The 13443-nt window shown below is 46.8% G+C and carries 9 protein-coding genes; 2 read left to right on the top strand and 7 right to left on the bottom strand.

Features of this window, described 5'->3' with window-relative positions:
* Positions 1–156: 156 nt before the first annotated feature.
* Both CRP01_RS12810 and CRP01_RS12805 read right to left on the bottom strand, forming a co-directional pair.
* Complete coding sequence (locus tag CRP01_RS12810; RefSeq protein ID WP_099150432.1) at positions 157–921, bottom strand: 3-coathanger stack domain-containing protein; 765 nt, start codon at positions 919–921, stop codon at positions 157–159.
* Positions 922–932: 11 nt separating this feature from the next.
* Positions 933–1574, bottom strand: coding sequence for a sigma-70 RNA polymerase sigma factor region 4 domain-containing protein (locus CRP01_RS12805; RefSeq protein ID WP_143473373.1), 642 nt, complete (start codon positions 1572–1574; stop codon positions 933–935).
* A 139-nt stretch (positions 1575–1713) separates the two neighbouring features.
* Between CRP01_RS12805 and CRP01_RS12800 the strand changes: the two genes are divergently transcribed.
* Both CRP01_RS12800 and CRP01_RS12795 read left to right on the top strand, forming a co-directional pair.
* Positions 1714–2433, top strand: coding sequence for a hypothetical protein (locus tag CRP01_RS12800; protein ID WP_099150430.1), 720 nt, complete (start codon positions 1714–1716; stop codon positions 2431–2433).
* Between the two features lie 153 nt (positions 2434–2586).
* Entirely contained in the window at positions 2587–3420 is an 834-nt protein-coding gene (locus CRP01_RS12795) for a sulfotransferase (protein WP_099150429.1), read from the top strand.
* A gap of 20 nt (positions 3421–3440) precedes the next feature.
* Here the strand turns inward: CRP01_RS12795 and CRP01_RS12790 are convergent, their stop codons facing one another.
* The 5 genes from CRP01_RS12790 to CRP01_RS12770 form a co-directional block, all read right to left on the bottom strand.
* On the bottom strand, positions 3441–4331 hold the full coding sequence (locus tag CRP01_RS12790; protein WP_099150428.1) for a sulfotransferase domain-containing protein: 891 nt from the start codon (positions 4329–4331) through the stop codon (positions 3441–3443).
* 100 nt (positions 4332–4431) lie between these two features.
* Complete coding sequence (locus CRP01_RS12785; protein WP_099150427.1) at positions 4432–9534, bottom strand: glycoside hydrolase family 99-like domain-containing protein; 5103 nt, start codon at positions 9532–9534, stop codon at positions 4432–4434.
* Between the two features lie 375 nt (positions 9535–9909).
* Positions 9910–10998 (bottom strand): hypothetical protein, encoded by a 1089-nt coding sequence (locus CRP01_RS12780; protein ID WP_143473372.1) that lies wholly within the window; start codon positions 10996–10998, stop codon positions 9910–9912.
* A gap of 34 nt (positions 10999–11032) precedes the next feature.
* Positions 11033–12448: a T9SS type A sorting domain-containing protein gene (locus CRP01_RS12775; RefSeq protein ID WP_099150425.1), complete on the bottom strand. Its 1416-nt coding sequence runs from the start codon at positions 12446–12448 to the stop codon at positions 11033–11035.
* A 418-nt stretch (positions 12449–12866) separates the two neighbouring features.
* Positions 12867–13094, bottom strand: a complete 228-nt coding sequence (locus CRP01_RS12770; protein ID WP_099150424.1) for a hypothetical protein — start codon at positions 13092–13094, stop codon at positions 12867–12869.
* Positions 13095–13443: the final 349 nt, after the last annotated feature.

The raw sequence follows: 13443 nt of genomic DNA, 5'->3' as shown, positions 1-13443 counted from the left end.
TGAGGTCGAAACCAGGAATTCTGCTATTTTTCTACGAATGTTTAACCTCTACGAGGTCATTTTTGAGTCCTAAAAAAATTCAGGATGACTCATGTTTCGTCAATATAAGCAGGAAAAGGTTTGGTAAACGAAACTAATTTGGAACAAAACGATGCCTTAGTTGGGAGCTCCTTTCTTTTCAAAAAGCGGCCCGTTATTAACTCTCGCCTTAAAAGTAGTACCTGCTTTTGCGTGAAAACCCGGCTTGAGCACAATTTTTTCCGTGGCTGTGAGCGCTATATCCGAAGCCTGAGCCAATGCCGTATCAATTACAGCACTTACGGTATAAACCGCGATTTTTTCCTGGGCCGGAGCGGTGGAAATCTCTTTCGACGCCGGATCCTGGATCTCAATTGGATTTTCCTTAACGGTAGCTTCTGCCAATTTCGGTGTTGCTTGCTGTGGAGCGGAAATTGGCCGGGAGATGGCTTGATTGTTCTCTTTTACAGGCTCTTTAGGAACGATATCGGCTGCTGCTACAGGACGCTTGACATTTTTATGGTCATCCTCCTTAGGGGCGAGCGTTTTTGGAATAGATTCTGAATCGTCAGGTACGGGCAGAATGGGCATGGGAACTATGGTTTCCTCAAGCTGCTCTAGTTCCGGAGAGCGGTATTGCCAGGCAAATATGGCCACTGCCGCCAATATCAGCGCGATGGTTATGGTGTAAATTTTTTGATAATTTACCCGGCCGGTCGTTGGGGAAGAAGGCGCAACATCCGGCGAGCCGGCCACTGCGGCCAGTAAGGATTCGGTAAGACCGACTGCTTCGAGCTCGGCCCGTAACTGTCCGTTCTCCTCGACTTCCTGCTCAAAGGCAAGCCGGTCGGCAGCGGACAATTTTCCTTCCTTATATTTTTCGATCCATTCGAAGTATTGCATAACAAACAGTATTATCTATCTTCCAAAAGTGCTCTCAATTTGCGGGCCTCAACCGGATACTGCAGAAGATATTCGCTTATCTTCTTTTTACCTTTCATTAGAGCGTTCCGGCAGGCTCCCTCACTATTATAAGTGGTATTATCCAGCATTTCCTGGTAGGAAAATCCCTTTGCATGCAAAAGGAGGACTTCCACTTGCCCTTCATTGGCGAGGACTTTGACCAGCCAGGCCCGAATACTTTGCAGCCGTTCCGATTGCTCCAGGTTTTCCTGTACGGTAGGCACTACTATGACCTGATCTTCCACAACTTCCTGGAAATCGCTGTCTGCTTTTCGGCTTCGGACAAAATCAAGCGCGGCAAATTTTGCAACACTTGTATAATAGGTCCTCAGGGTGGCTGCTTCTCCCAGGTTCAGTCCCTTGCGGAATCTGGAGACGATCTTCAAATTGGTATTGGCAAAGATCACATCCCATTCTTCCGGATCCAACTGAGTATAGCTTTTCTGCAGATATCCTAAAGCATACTCCCGGGCCCGGTTGAAAAACCACTTCAATATCAGATGATTAGCGGTCCTGTGATTCAGGATAGCGTTGATCACCTGAGCATCAGTATAAGTATCCTGTGGTTTTTCACGTAAAGGACTCGCTTTCATAATCATTTAGTTAGCTGCATTTCGGACGGATTTTGTCACCGTGGATAAAAAAAAATAATTTTTTTCTGTGAAGTGGTGACAAAAGCGTGTAGCTTGTCAGCTAATAAGGTAAATCTAAAACTATAAATCCAAAATAAGAATGAAAAATCGTATTCTACTCATCGTTGCAGCAGTACTCATTGCACAATTTAGCTTTACAGAGACCAGTTATGCACAGTCCTTCCTCGTCCCCGGTGGGGTAGTGGGGTCAAGCTCCGGTGCCAACAACGCAGAATTTACCAGAGCCAGTGGTTTTACCGGTTTCCGTCTGAGAGAGACCAGTGGTGGTGCAGCTCAATTCAGAATGCAGGCAAACGTCGGATCTTTTGTATTTGATAATGCTGCCGGCGTTCAACAGGGAGCCTTCGAATTCAACGGAGGAAGTGGTCAGCTGAATTTCATTAGTAACGTGGCCGGTAGAATCGGTTTTCAAACGAATGGCAAAAGTATGGTATTCGACGCTCAGGGAAGACTGGGAGTAAATACTTCAGTTCCTCAGAGTACGCTGTCCGTAAACGGTAACATGGAAAGTGAAGAAATCCAGGTTAAAGCGGACGTTGCGGATTACGTATTCAAGCCGGAATACGAAATGCTGAGCCTCGAAGAGATCGAGAATCACATCAACGAACACGGTTACCTGCCTAATATTCAGAATCAGGAAGATGTAGACAACAACAGAGGTCTGGTTAAACTGGGTGAACTGTCTATCAGCCTGATGGAAAAAGTCGAAGAGCTTACCTTGCACATGATCGAAATGAACAAGCGGCTTTCCGACCTTGAGAAGGAAAACAAAGCATTGAAAGAACAACTGGAAAAATAATTCCGGAAATTATCAAATCACTGTAAAGTGATTCGATCATAAAAAATACATCTGGCCATTAGTCTACGGATTGATGGCCAGATGTTTTTTATACCTTTAGTGCTTTTCGACCGGACCTTTAAAGAGATGGCAGATAATTAAAAGTTTAGGAAAATGTCCGATTCTACCCTAAAGGAGAAACTCGCCCGGCTGCTATTCCCAGCTTACAAAAATTATGCTCCCACCGTATTCCATAATAAGCTCAGGAGCTTTTTGTCTTCCAGGTCAGAACACAAGTTTCTATTTATTCTATCTCCTCCTTATTGCGGGTCTACACTCCTCAATGAACTGATCTCTACATCCCGTGCGGTTTCCGTAAACAATGCCTATGGATCCCGGGAAGGTCAGACCCTGCCCACGGTTCGGGCCATTATGTTTGATCACCAAGACCGCTGGAACGCTTCGCATGATTTCGACTGGAAGAAGATCAAAAGGGAATGGATGAAATACTGGGATCTGACCTATCCGGTTCTCCTGGAAAAAAGCCCCCCAAATCTGGTGCGGGCCGAATCGATCAGTAAGGTTTTTGATCCGGCTTTCTTCATCATATTTTATCGAAACCCCTATGCGCACTGTGAAAGTCTGATGCGGCGAAATAAAGTGACTCCGCAAAATGCAGCAAACTTTGCGCTGAAAAGCTTGAGACACCAACGGGACAATAAAGAGCATCTGGAAAATGCCATTGTCATCTCCTACGAAATGCTCACTACGGAGCCCGAACGAGCCGTAGCCCTGCTGGCCAGCCATATTCCCGAACTAAAGGATATAGATATCAACCGATCATTCTCCGCTCATAATTTTCAAAAACAGGAGAAGATGAAAATAAAGAACCTCAATCAGGCTAAACTTGAGAACCTTAGCCGGGAGGACATCCATGCGATTAACGGGATCTTTGAAAAGCAACAGGAACTGTTAACCTACTTTGGTTACCAAATGCTGGAGCCCTAAAGCAACCGGATGGCTTCTATTTATCGGGTGAACTTCTGATTCAGCGCCCTGCGCTCGGATTCGGATAAGAACTTATTACCAAAATCTTCATTGATCCCCCTGAAGTGGTCAATGATTTGAAGTTCTTCCTTGGCAAACAGTTTAATTCCAGCAGAGCACCTGGCCATTTTTTGGGAAAGGGTGATCAGTTTACTGATAAACTCCGGTCTTTTGGCGGAGGAATCGGGCGTATTTTCATCGTAAAATTTAATGAGCTCTATACATTCCGGGATAATGGAAAAATTAGCACGCGGACTAGCCGGTTCTGCCACCGGCGCCGGCTCGATATCGACCTCCAGGATCTCATTCAATTGGTCGATCACATTTTCAACCAGTGCTTTGTCATACAGCCTGACGATTAAGTTTTCGAGCCCGAATAATTCCTCCCACACAGCGATCCGGTGCTGAAAATCGAAAGAGTTTTTGTGCAGCGAAAAGAATTTTTCAAAACTGCCAAGTTCCCGAAAACTGGTGTGCTTAAGTTTTTGCATGTAGGATGAAAGAGCCAGGTCCAATTGGGATCGCACAAAGAAAATGATCTTGATCTCCCAATCATATCGGGTGAGTACCCTGTGGATTACTTTTACCTGGGCTGGTCTCAGGAAGCAGAACTGCTCGGAGGAAATAAATCCGATCTCAGCGCCCGAGTCAACTAGTTCATTCGCTGCCATTTCCCATTTCTCGCTCAGGTCCTCCTCCCTGACTTCGTAATTCAGATTAGCTGCAAGATGATGGTGCCCTTCACCTTGCTTCCACCATCCGGTTTCGGGAAGATAGATCCGGCTATTGTGCTTAAAGTTGTTATACGCGAATTTTTGGATAGCCGTCGTACCACATTTGCCATATCCGATATGCAGGAATAACTTTTTCATTGATCTGCTTGGTACACTTATTAAATTCGTCAAATCCGGTAGAAACAATACGTTTTGAACTATTCCGCGTGAGGATCTCTGCAGGCAGGTCCTGAAATCGTTAGTTCCTTAAAGCGGTTTCTACCGAAGAATAATAATCGTTCTGAATATCCGCCAGCTTATCGGGAAATTGCTCTTGGGATTTCACCATTTCCTGGATCAGGCGTATCTCCTCCAGGTGTCGGTCCACATTCAGTTTATGGGTAACACTGGAAGAATGCCGGCGATGGACGTTCAGCGATTGGGCACAGAATCCAAGTTGAGCCCGCTCCAGTGCTTTGATATACAGGAACCAGTCTCCGGCTACCTTAAACTCGCGCAGCTCATCCAGGTGCTCCGCCATTAGTTCTCTGAGCAGGTCCAGGCGCCAGACAACTGCACTGACATTCAGAATAGTATTTTTAACGGCCAGGCCCTCCAGTATTTCCCGGGGGCCTTCAATAACGTAGTCCTGTCTCCATTTCTGCGGATCTATATCATCCGTATAGTACAGATAATCTCCGGCGAGATGGTTGCCGTTTTCGTCTATTTGTTTGGATTGGCTGTAGGCCAGTCCAAGTTCCTCATTGGCAAACAGCGGTACCAGAGCTGATAAAAACCCGGGTTCGGCCAGGTCATCCGCCTCTGCGATCCAGACCAGGTCCCCTCTGGCTTCATTTGCTCCTTTTTGCCATTGTAAAAAGGGAGAGCCCGAATTAGTCTCGTTTTCGATGATCCGGATCTTTCGCTGGTACTTTTCTGCCAGTTCCCGGATCTTTTCCAGACTGTTATCCGTGCTGCAATCGTCGAGTACGATCACCTCAAAGACCGGATATTCCTGATACCAGATGGATCGGAGCCGGTCTTCCAGGGTATGGGCATAATTGTAATTAGGGACAATGACCGATACTTTTTTCAGGCTGGGATCAAATTGTTGCGCCAGGAAAAAGCAATAGTCATCGTAGCTGAAATGATCGGCCATGACCTTTTTACCATAATTGGCGAGTTGTAGTCTTTGTTCCGGATGGTCTGCCAGATTAAGCACTGCTTTTCCCATGGCTTCTGTATCCAGATAAGGGACAATGGTCAGGAGGTCCGGGAACTGATCATTAAGTTCCACAATTCCTCCACTCCCGGCAAAAACTATCCCCGGAGCGCCCATTGCCAATGATTCCAGAACAACACTGGGGAAGGGGTCCTCACGGGCAGTAAGGACAAAAATGTCAATATCTTTTATGTATTCACTGATCTTATCGTGGAAAGGGACCAGGTGGATATTCTCCCGGTAGGGCAGTTTTTCAATATCGTGCCGGATCCAGGGATCGAGTACCCCGTGAATATTACCGATCCAAACGAAATGGCAGTTTTGATTGCGTCGACTGACAAAATCGGCAACCTGCACGAAGAGGTCTATACCTTTTCGCATATCGGCAAATCCCAGACTTGCGATCACGATATCTTCCGGGCCCAGATCCAACTGTTTTCGGAGGGCTCCTGCCGGTATGGTGTCCACCGCGTACAAATCAAAGGCATAAATACCCTGGGGCCTGATGTTGACCCTGCCGCTGATCTGCGGCTGGAACCCTCGGAACCCGCGTTCCACCGTTTTGGTGGAAAAGAAAATATGGTCGGCTTTTTCTGCCACAAACCGAACTTCATCTTCCAGACGATATTCCTTGATGAGGTTGGGCAGTTCGTGAATAAGTGACAAGCTTTGAATACCAGCGGCGTCCAGTTCCGGCAAAATATTATTCGCAACGGTGGTATTTACAATGGCGTAATCGTAGCCTTCCCTTTTTAGTTTTTTCAAAAGATGAAGCAAACCGGTCCGGTCAGCCTGCACATAATCCCGGATATTATAAGTTCGCGCAACTCGCTCAAATTCGGGTTCAAGGGCTCCGGTATCGAGTAGAAGAATAGTTATTTCCAGACCAAACTGCCGCTTGAGCGTTTTAGCTTTTGCCAGTACATTGAGTTGGGCACCGTGCAGATGGGCATCGTGGGAAACGACAATAACCTTATGTTTTCGAAAGTTGAATCGTTCCGATACGGACTGTACCCTGTGCAGATATTGATACCCAAAATACTGGTCGGGTTCCAGGTAGGCTCCTTCCGCCCACTCATTCCAGGCATTGATGAAAACCAGACTGTTATCCTGTACTGGATTGGCGAGCGCGTATTCGGAGACAAATTGAAGCCACTGCTCAAATTGTTCCGGGCTGGAACCGTGGTAAGTGGCACCTTTTCCCTTTTTCCTGGCTTCGTTATCCCAGGAAGGGAAAAGCCCCCGGAACAAAGGATAGGGGTGCGTCGTTTCGCTCATGGAGGCAGCGACAATATCCTCGTAATTGATGATTACACCCTGGTAGTTTTCATCGTAGATGTAATATTCGTCTCTCCGATTCTTTTTGTCAAAGGCCAGTTTATGGGGCGGAAACTCCACAACCACATCAAATCCGACTTCTTCCGGATCGTGGAGCCCAAACGCCTGGGCAGCGCAGAGTATCGGATTACCGATACCCGCTTCAATCAGATTCATTCGCCAGGTAGCTGCGGTTTTTTTAATATCGGGGATCAGTTGAGGCCGGTAAATGATGATCAACGGGCGTCCGTTCAGATAAATATATCTCTTATCTCTTAAGTAAGGTTTCAGGTCTTCGATGAACGCTACCGTGTCTTCGGCTGTGAAATCCTGTTTGATAATGACCTCCTGATCCATGCCGTCCCAACGTTTGGTCCAGTTTTCGTTGGCCCAGCAAAGGCAAAAATTGAAATCAATGGATTGATCTTCAATAAACAGGTCCAAAGGCTTTTCCAATAGGCGGGTACCGGAAAACCAATAGTAATGAAAACAAAATCCAAATAAGCCAGCTTTTTTCGCTAACTCTACCTGACGGGCAATGGTTTCCCGACTAGATAGGCTGTAAAAACCAAAATCAGCCGGCAGTCTAGGCTGATAGTGACCCGAAAAGCGAGGCACCCCCTTGGTTACATTGGTCCACTCGGTGAATCCCTTACCCCAAAACTTGTCATTTTCGGGAATGGTGTGAAATTGAGGCAGGTAAAATGCGATCAGTTTCAGGAGTGGATCCGGATCGAGGTTCAATTCTTTTTCCAGCCTGGGTAGAAATTCCGGCCCAGGGTTTTGAAACTTCGTAATATCCCGGATGATGCTGGGAGATGCATCCACCGGCACCGGAAGCGAGGCGGGAGTTACCTGCAAGGAGACCGGTTTTTCCTTTTCGGCGGCGGGCAGAGCCTGCTGGGATTGCGGGGAGGGTAATGTATTGTTTGCTGTCTGAGAGGGCGCGCCGGTAAGGAATTTTTGGAAATTGTGAATGATCTGAGCGGGGCTTTCCTTTCTTATAGCCTGGCTGAGAATGCGAAAGTGTTCCCACCGCAGTTTGGAGATGAGTGTAAAAGGTTTACGGATCGCTACTAATAGCAGGTTAAACCAGAGACCAATTCTATTTCCTCTGAAGATTTCATAGATCCAGCGAAAAGGTGCGGTCAGCAACCAACCGGCCTTGAAACTTAACGAATTTCGCAGGTTATGGTTTTCACTTTCCAGGCGATCCGCATGGTCTGTCAAATTTTGCAGCCTTTGCCGGGAAACCTCGGCTTGCTGCTGAAATGCATGACTTTGTTCGGTCCGTTGTTTAGCCGTTTCCTGCAGTTGGGCATGCAAGATGTTTATCTCGTCGATTTTTTGTTCCAGACTCGATATCAAGGTGGATTTTTCACTGATCTGTGCGGTTAGAGCTTCTTTTTCCCGGTTTTCCTGGGATAACTCACTTTGAATCCGGTCGTTTTCCGCTTCAAGCTCGGTTAATCTTGCTCGCAGCTCACTGCTTGTTGCTGCCTCCTGCTGACGTAAATTTTTCTCTTCGGCGATCCGATCATTTAAATCACGGTTCCCTTCCTCCAGGGATAAATTTGTGTTTTTCAGCTCCTCGATCTCTTGATCCTTACGTCCCAACTCACCCTGGTGCTTTTGCGCACTGGAGAGTTGTTCTGTAGAATGAGCGATCTGCAAATGATCGATATAAGCTTGTAACTTCTGCTGGATGGCCTCCTTTTCCTGAAGGGTTGCGAGCGAAGTTTCATGCGCATTTTTATAGGCCTGGATCTGGGTTGCCAACTCCGTATTCTCAGCGCTGCCTTCCTCTCTGAGCTTTTGGGTATGATCGACATAGAGCTGTTGAAGAGCGTCTGCTCCAATAGCTTCCACCACCAGATTAATGGTCACCTGACCTCCTGAGATTTCCAGTCCTTCGGGGATCTGAATAACTAGCTGAGGATCATTATGATTAAAATAGTAGCGGTTTTGGAAGCTAAACTGACCATTTTCCGCCCGAGAATGCAATGCCTGATGATCCGGAGAGATAACAATCGATTGAATCTCAATAATGACGGGCTCATTGGCCGGATCAAACCGTATGGACTGGACTTTTTTGCCAGGCACCGTAGGAATTTCAAAGCTTACCTTATTGTTTCCGGTGTGTACGGTACTGAGATAGGAAAAATTCTCGTTGTACCCGTCTCCGTAATCGATAAATAGCTGACAAAGAAAGAGCCTTTGACTCAGGAAAGCGGGGTCTGCTACTTGATTTATTTGCCGGGAGTTGAATTCTTTCCGGTTCTGGGCATCAATCCAGGAGTCGGAAAAAATAGTAGAAAGCTCGGCATACTGTATCTCAATAAAATGGGGGATCTGCAGCTTTTGATACTCCTCCCAGAATTGATATTTTATGCTGGAAATAGGTTGCCGAAAATGAATACCCTGTAGTTCTTCCTTGCGAAAGAATGCATTGAGCCTACTGACATACTTGGCCTTTTCCCGGCCTTCCTCCTGCCAGTTGATTCGATTTTCCGACCGAATGATATCTTCCACCGGTCGCACCATCCATACTACAATAGTCTCTTCCTTTGACTCAATTTTATCCAGTACATGGGATAAGGCCGGACACTGGATAACTTTTTTGTCGCTAGTCTTGGTAAGGTCAAAAAATCGGCTTTCGTTGTGAACGCCAAACGCTTCTTCTGTATAGTAGGGTAAACCGAGCAATTCCGAGATGGCGAATCCTGCAAATGTGGTGCCGCTGCGCTGAGGCCCGCTAACTATGATATTTTTAAAATCTTTTAAAAATTCTTTTAACTCCTGTTTTGTCAAAACAACGTTCATTTGAGGATTATTCAACAAAAAATGCCGGGTATCAAAAAGGAAAATTATCCCGTAACGTACTCTTAATCATTGAACAGTAGAAAGTGTCAATATTTTCAGCTGGATTTTCTTTCGATACCGGGGAAAGTATTTACTGGATGAACACGCTTTTGAGAACCAGTCAATCTCCTGGAAATAAATTCAAAATTTGGTAAAAGTAAAGGTAGAAAACTATTGCTATATAAGCTTTAAGAAGGGAGCAAATAAGTTGTAAAACGGCAAGAGCTCACGGACAGATCAATAGGGATCTAACGGTAAGCTCCTGCCAATAATACCTTATTGAAGAGGCACCAGGAGGGAAATCATGGCACCCGGTATTCTTCTTTGAAAGTTAAATTAACGATCCAGCAGCCGGGCAATGTTTTCCAATCGCTCTAATTGGGCTGCTCTTCTTTCCTGGATTTCCCGGATTTGCAACTGTTGCGCCTCAATTACCGCCTGCTGCTCCTGGATCGTCTTCACCGCCAGCACCGCCATCTGCAGATAATCTACGCCGAGTTGAGTGCCGTCTTCCGAGGGGACGACCCAGTCTGCGTTGATTTTGCCTACCTGCTGTGGATTGAAACCGAGTGCGGCTGAATGCGATTTCTGGGCGCTTCCGACTCTTGGTTCCAGTAGCATGACTTTACCCAGAACGGCATCATCCATTTTACTGGCTGTGGCCAGAGCCGGAGCGGGCGGAAAATTATTATAGTTACCCGTAGATACGTCAAATCCACCCCGGATGTCGCCGTTGAAGTAGATCAGGATGTCTTCATCACCGATCCGCATGCTCCATTTGTTGGCATTATTGTCGTTGACGAAGGCCAGGGCATCCGCACCGGCAAATTGCTGTTTGAGGTGGAGGTAGCCCTCCGGGATCGTCTGGTGGATACCGACGGATTCGGCGGTCCCGTCTAAGGAAAGCAAGGTCGCATCGTTTAGGCCGTCGGTATAAAAGAAATCCATTTGGTAGGCGCCGGAAATGGCCGCTGCACCTACTTCCCAGTAGCCATCGTCTCCGTCATTGGTAAAGCGGAGTCTGGCCTGGTCTCCGGTATTGTTTTCCTGCAGATAGAGTTGGGCATCTCCGTCCAGGCCGGAAGTTGAATTTTGGTTGATCAGCATCCGGTGATCGCTGGGGGCACTGTTGATACCGATACGGCCGGTGAGGGAGAGGGTCAGATCATCCGCTCCCAGGGTGGCGGCAGTTGAAATGTTAAAGTAATCGTTATTGCCATTGTAGCCGAAGGATACTTTATTCGTGCTATTATCCCCGAATCGCATTAGGGAATTCGTATTGTCATCGGTGGAAAAAATATCGAGATTGGTACTGTTGGTTCCCTGGAACAGACCATTGCCCTCGATGACCATCGGAGTTTGAGCTCGGCCGGATGCCGCTAAGAGCAAGAGTCCGAAACATATCAAGGTAATTTGCATTTTCATAAGGCTAAATTTTTAGTGTTGGAAATTGGGGTCATTATTTCTGCAGGATCATCTTTTGGGATCCGGCTATTTCCCCGTCAATGATCAGGGAGTAGAAATAAGTACCGTTTTCCAGATCTTTGGCCTTAATATTTAGTTGAGTCTGATTTTTACTCAGATTGAATTTTCTCACTATTTTTCCATTAATGTCAGAAAGTTGGATCTGCGCATTCACGGTAGCTTCCGGAAGTTTAAATTCGATGGTGGTCTCTTCCCGGAAAGGGTTAGGACGATTTTGACTCAATTGGAAATCCAGCGGACTGGCCGGTGTGGTGACTGGTGCTTCCGGCAGGGTAGGGGGCGCGCTCCCGGTGGATTGGGCCAATTTGGCTTCCAGTTCAGCCAGTCTGGTTTCGAAAGCAGCTTCCTCAGCGGCGAGGGCAGCGATCTCCGCTTCCTGTTTTTCGATCAGCTGTTGTTGTTCCTGTACCGATTTGATGGCCAGCGCCACGAATTGCTGGTAGTTGATACCGATCTGTTCGCCATCTTCTGAACGCACTACCCAATCGGGGTTGACCTGTTCCACTTCCCGGGGATTGAGACTAATCGTGTGCCCCTTGCTTTTTTCCTGTGGCACTCTTACCGGATTGAGCTGCAGTACTTTTGCCAGTACTGCTTCCTGGTTTTCCTCAGCAGGATCATTAAAAGCGGCGGGAGGTGGAAATGCCGTGTAAGCACCCGTCGCACTGCTGAAGGAGCCGCGAATTACCCCTTCGAATAAATAGTCCAGATTAGTGTTGCCAATCTGCATGCCCCATTTCTCAGCACCGGTCTGATCGTCGTTCTCCAGGATCAAAGCACTGATGCCGGCATCTTTCTGCTTGATGTGGAGGTAAGCTTCCGGATCGGTATTGTTAATGCCCACCCGGAAAAGATCACCGTCCAGCGACAGGACATTGCCGAAATTCGAGCCGTCATTGTAAAAAAAGTTCATGCGGGAGCTGCCGTCGGTAGCGCGGGTTGCAATGGTCCACAATCCGTCGCTGCCCAGGTTGCCAAACCGAAGTCGGGCAAAATCTCCGGTATTATTTTCCTGTAGCGTCAAATGGGCGGATCCGTCAACACCGGAGGTTGAATTGTGGTTGATCAGAAAACGGTGGTTGCCGGGCAGGGAGTTGATACCGATCAGTCCGGTAAGGCCCATGGTGAAGTCATCTGCTCCCAGCGTGGCGGCTGTGGAAATTTTAAAAACATCCTGATTGCCGTTGAATCCAAGCGATACGGCCGAGGCGCCGTTGTCGCCAAAACGGACCAGCGCATTGGTATTATCGTCGGTATTCTGGATATCGACGTTGGTGCTGGCGGGACTGGTGAAGAGTCCGTTTCCTTCTACACTTAATTTTGGTTGTGCCCAAAGCACTTGGAGGCTACACAAGAGGCCCAGTATCATCCAGGTTGATCTCTTTTTCATAGAAATGGGTTTTTAAGTTATACAGTTTTAATTCGAATAGGGGGATTTATCCTTCGAGATTGCAGGGGCAACTATGAGCCCTGTCTTTGCTGCTTCCATAGATCTCGACGGACGATATAAAGACGTAATCAGCGGGAAATTCCATAATTTTTTGCAAAAAGAGGTCACAGAAAACCGAGATGGGGAAAAATTACGGGAATTCATAGAGGCGTACCTCTGGCTTTCAGTCGGTGTATTCTGCCGACGGGAAGTCGGCTCTACACACTTACCCTCCAAATTTTATTAGATTTGATCTTGCTTTGGCGGTTGGATATAGTGTCGGCGTTACAAACGCCTCCGAGCGATCAGGTTCCCAGTTTTGATTCGAAAGCTCGGTGAAAGGAAAGCTACGGGTAGCGGGTGGGAACACTTCAAATTATTAGGTCTTCAAATCTATCCAAGTGTCCTTATGCACACGGACTCTTTCTAAATCAAATGGATTTGTTATAACAACAATATTGTCTCCAACTTCAATTTCTTTCTGACCACTTTTAACTCGGGATGATATTGTAGCTATTAAAATTTTTTCCTCAATTTGAACGCTTAATCGTCTTTCGTCAATTATCTTTAGAACGACTGCGTTTTTCTTAAAGTCAACAATAGCCATAGATTATTCAATTGGTTGATTGTTATAATATGCTCCTTTAATAATGCCCGTTGGTCATTGTTTATAACGACGATCCCTTATCCAATTTTAGCAGGATTCTGACATGTTACGCCGACATTCAGTCGTTAAACCTCGCCGACTGGAAGTCGGCGATACTGAAAATTACACCGCTTGCCGAAGTTTGTACCTTCGGCGATATATATGTGTCCGCTACCCTTATCATGACCCAAATACTCATCGACACCGCTGGTCATCAGTCATAACGACGATCTCATTTCCAATTTCCCAGAACTCCCCCTCGTAATGCCGACTTTCAGTCGGCATACTTCACCGAGTGGAAGTCGGCACT

This window comes from Flavilitoribacter nigricans DSM 23189 = NBRC 102662, from assembly GCF_002646595.1.
In the GTDB taxonomy this organism is placed as follows: domain Bacteria; phylum Bacteroidota; class Bacteroidia; order Chitinophagales; family Saprospiraceae; genus Flavilitoribacter; species Flavilitoribacter nigricans.
The sequence above is the reverse complement of the archived record's forward strand: the minus strand, read 5'-3'. Positions and strand labels throughout refer to the sequence as shown.

Coding starts and splice junctions, on each gene's coding strand:
- CRP01_RS12790 (WP_099150428.1), bottom strand. CDS start 4,331: ATGAAAAAGTTATTCCTGCATATCGGATATGGCAAATGTGGTACGACG.
- CRP01_RS12795 (WP_099150429.1), top strand. CDS start 2,587: ATGTCCGATTCTACCCTAAAGGAGAAACTCGCCCGGCTGCTATTCCCA.
- CRP01_RS12770 (WP_099150424.1), bottom strand. CDS start 13,094: ATGGCTATTGTTGACTTTAAGAAAAACGCAGTCGTTCTAAAGATAATT.
- CRP01_RS12780 (WP_143473372.1), bottom strand. CDS start 10,998: ATGAAAATGCAAATTACCTTGATATGTTTCGGACTCTTGCTCTTAGCG.
- CRP01_RS12800 (WP_099150430.1), top strand. CDS start 1,714: ATGAAAAATCGTATTCTACTCATCGTTGCAGCAGTACTCATTGCACAA.
- CRP01_RS12810 (WP_099150432.1), bottom strand. CDS start 921: ATGCAATACTTCGAATGGATCGAAAAATATAAGGAAGGAAAATTGTCC.
- CRP01_RS12805 (WP_143473373.1), bottom strand. CDS start 1,574: ATGAAAGCGAGTCCTTTACGTGAAAAACCACAGGATACTTATACTGAT.
- CRP01_RS12785 (WP_099150427.1), bottom strand. CDS start 9,534: ATGAACGTTGTTTTGACAAAACAGGAGTTAAAAGAATTTTTAAAAGAT.
- CRP01_RS12775 (WP_099150425.1), bottom strand. CDS start 12,448: ATGAAAAAGAGATCAACCTGGATGATACTGGGCCTCTTGTGTAGCCTC.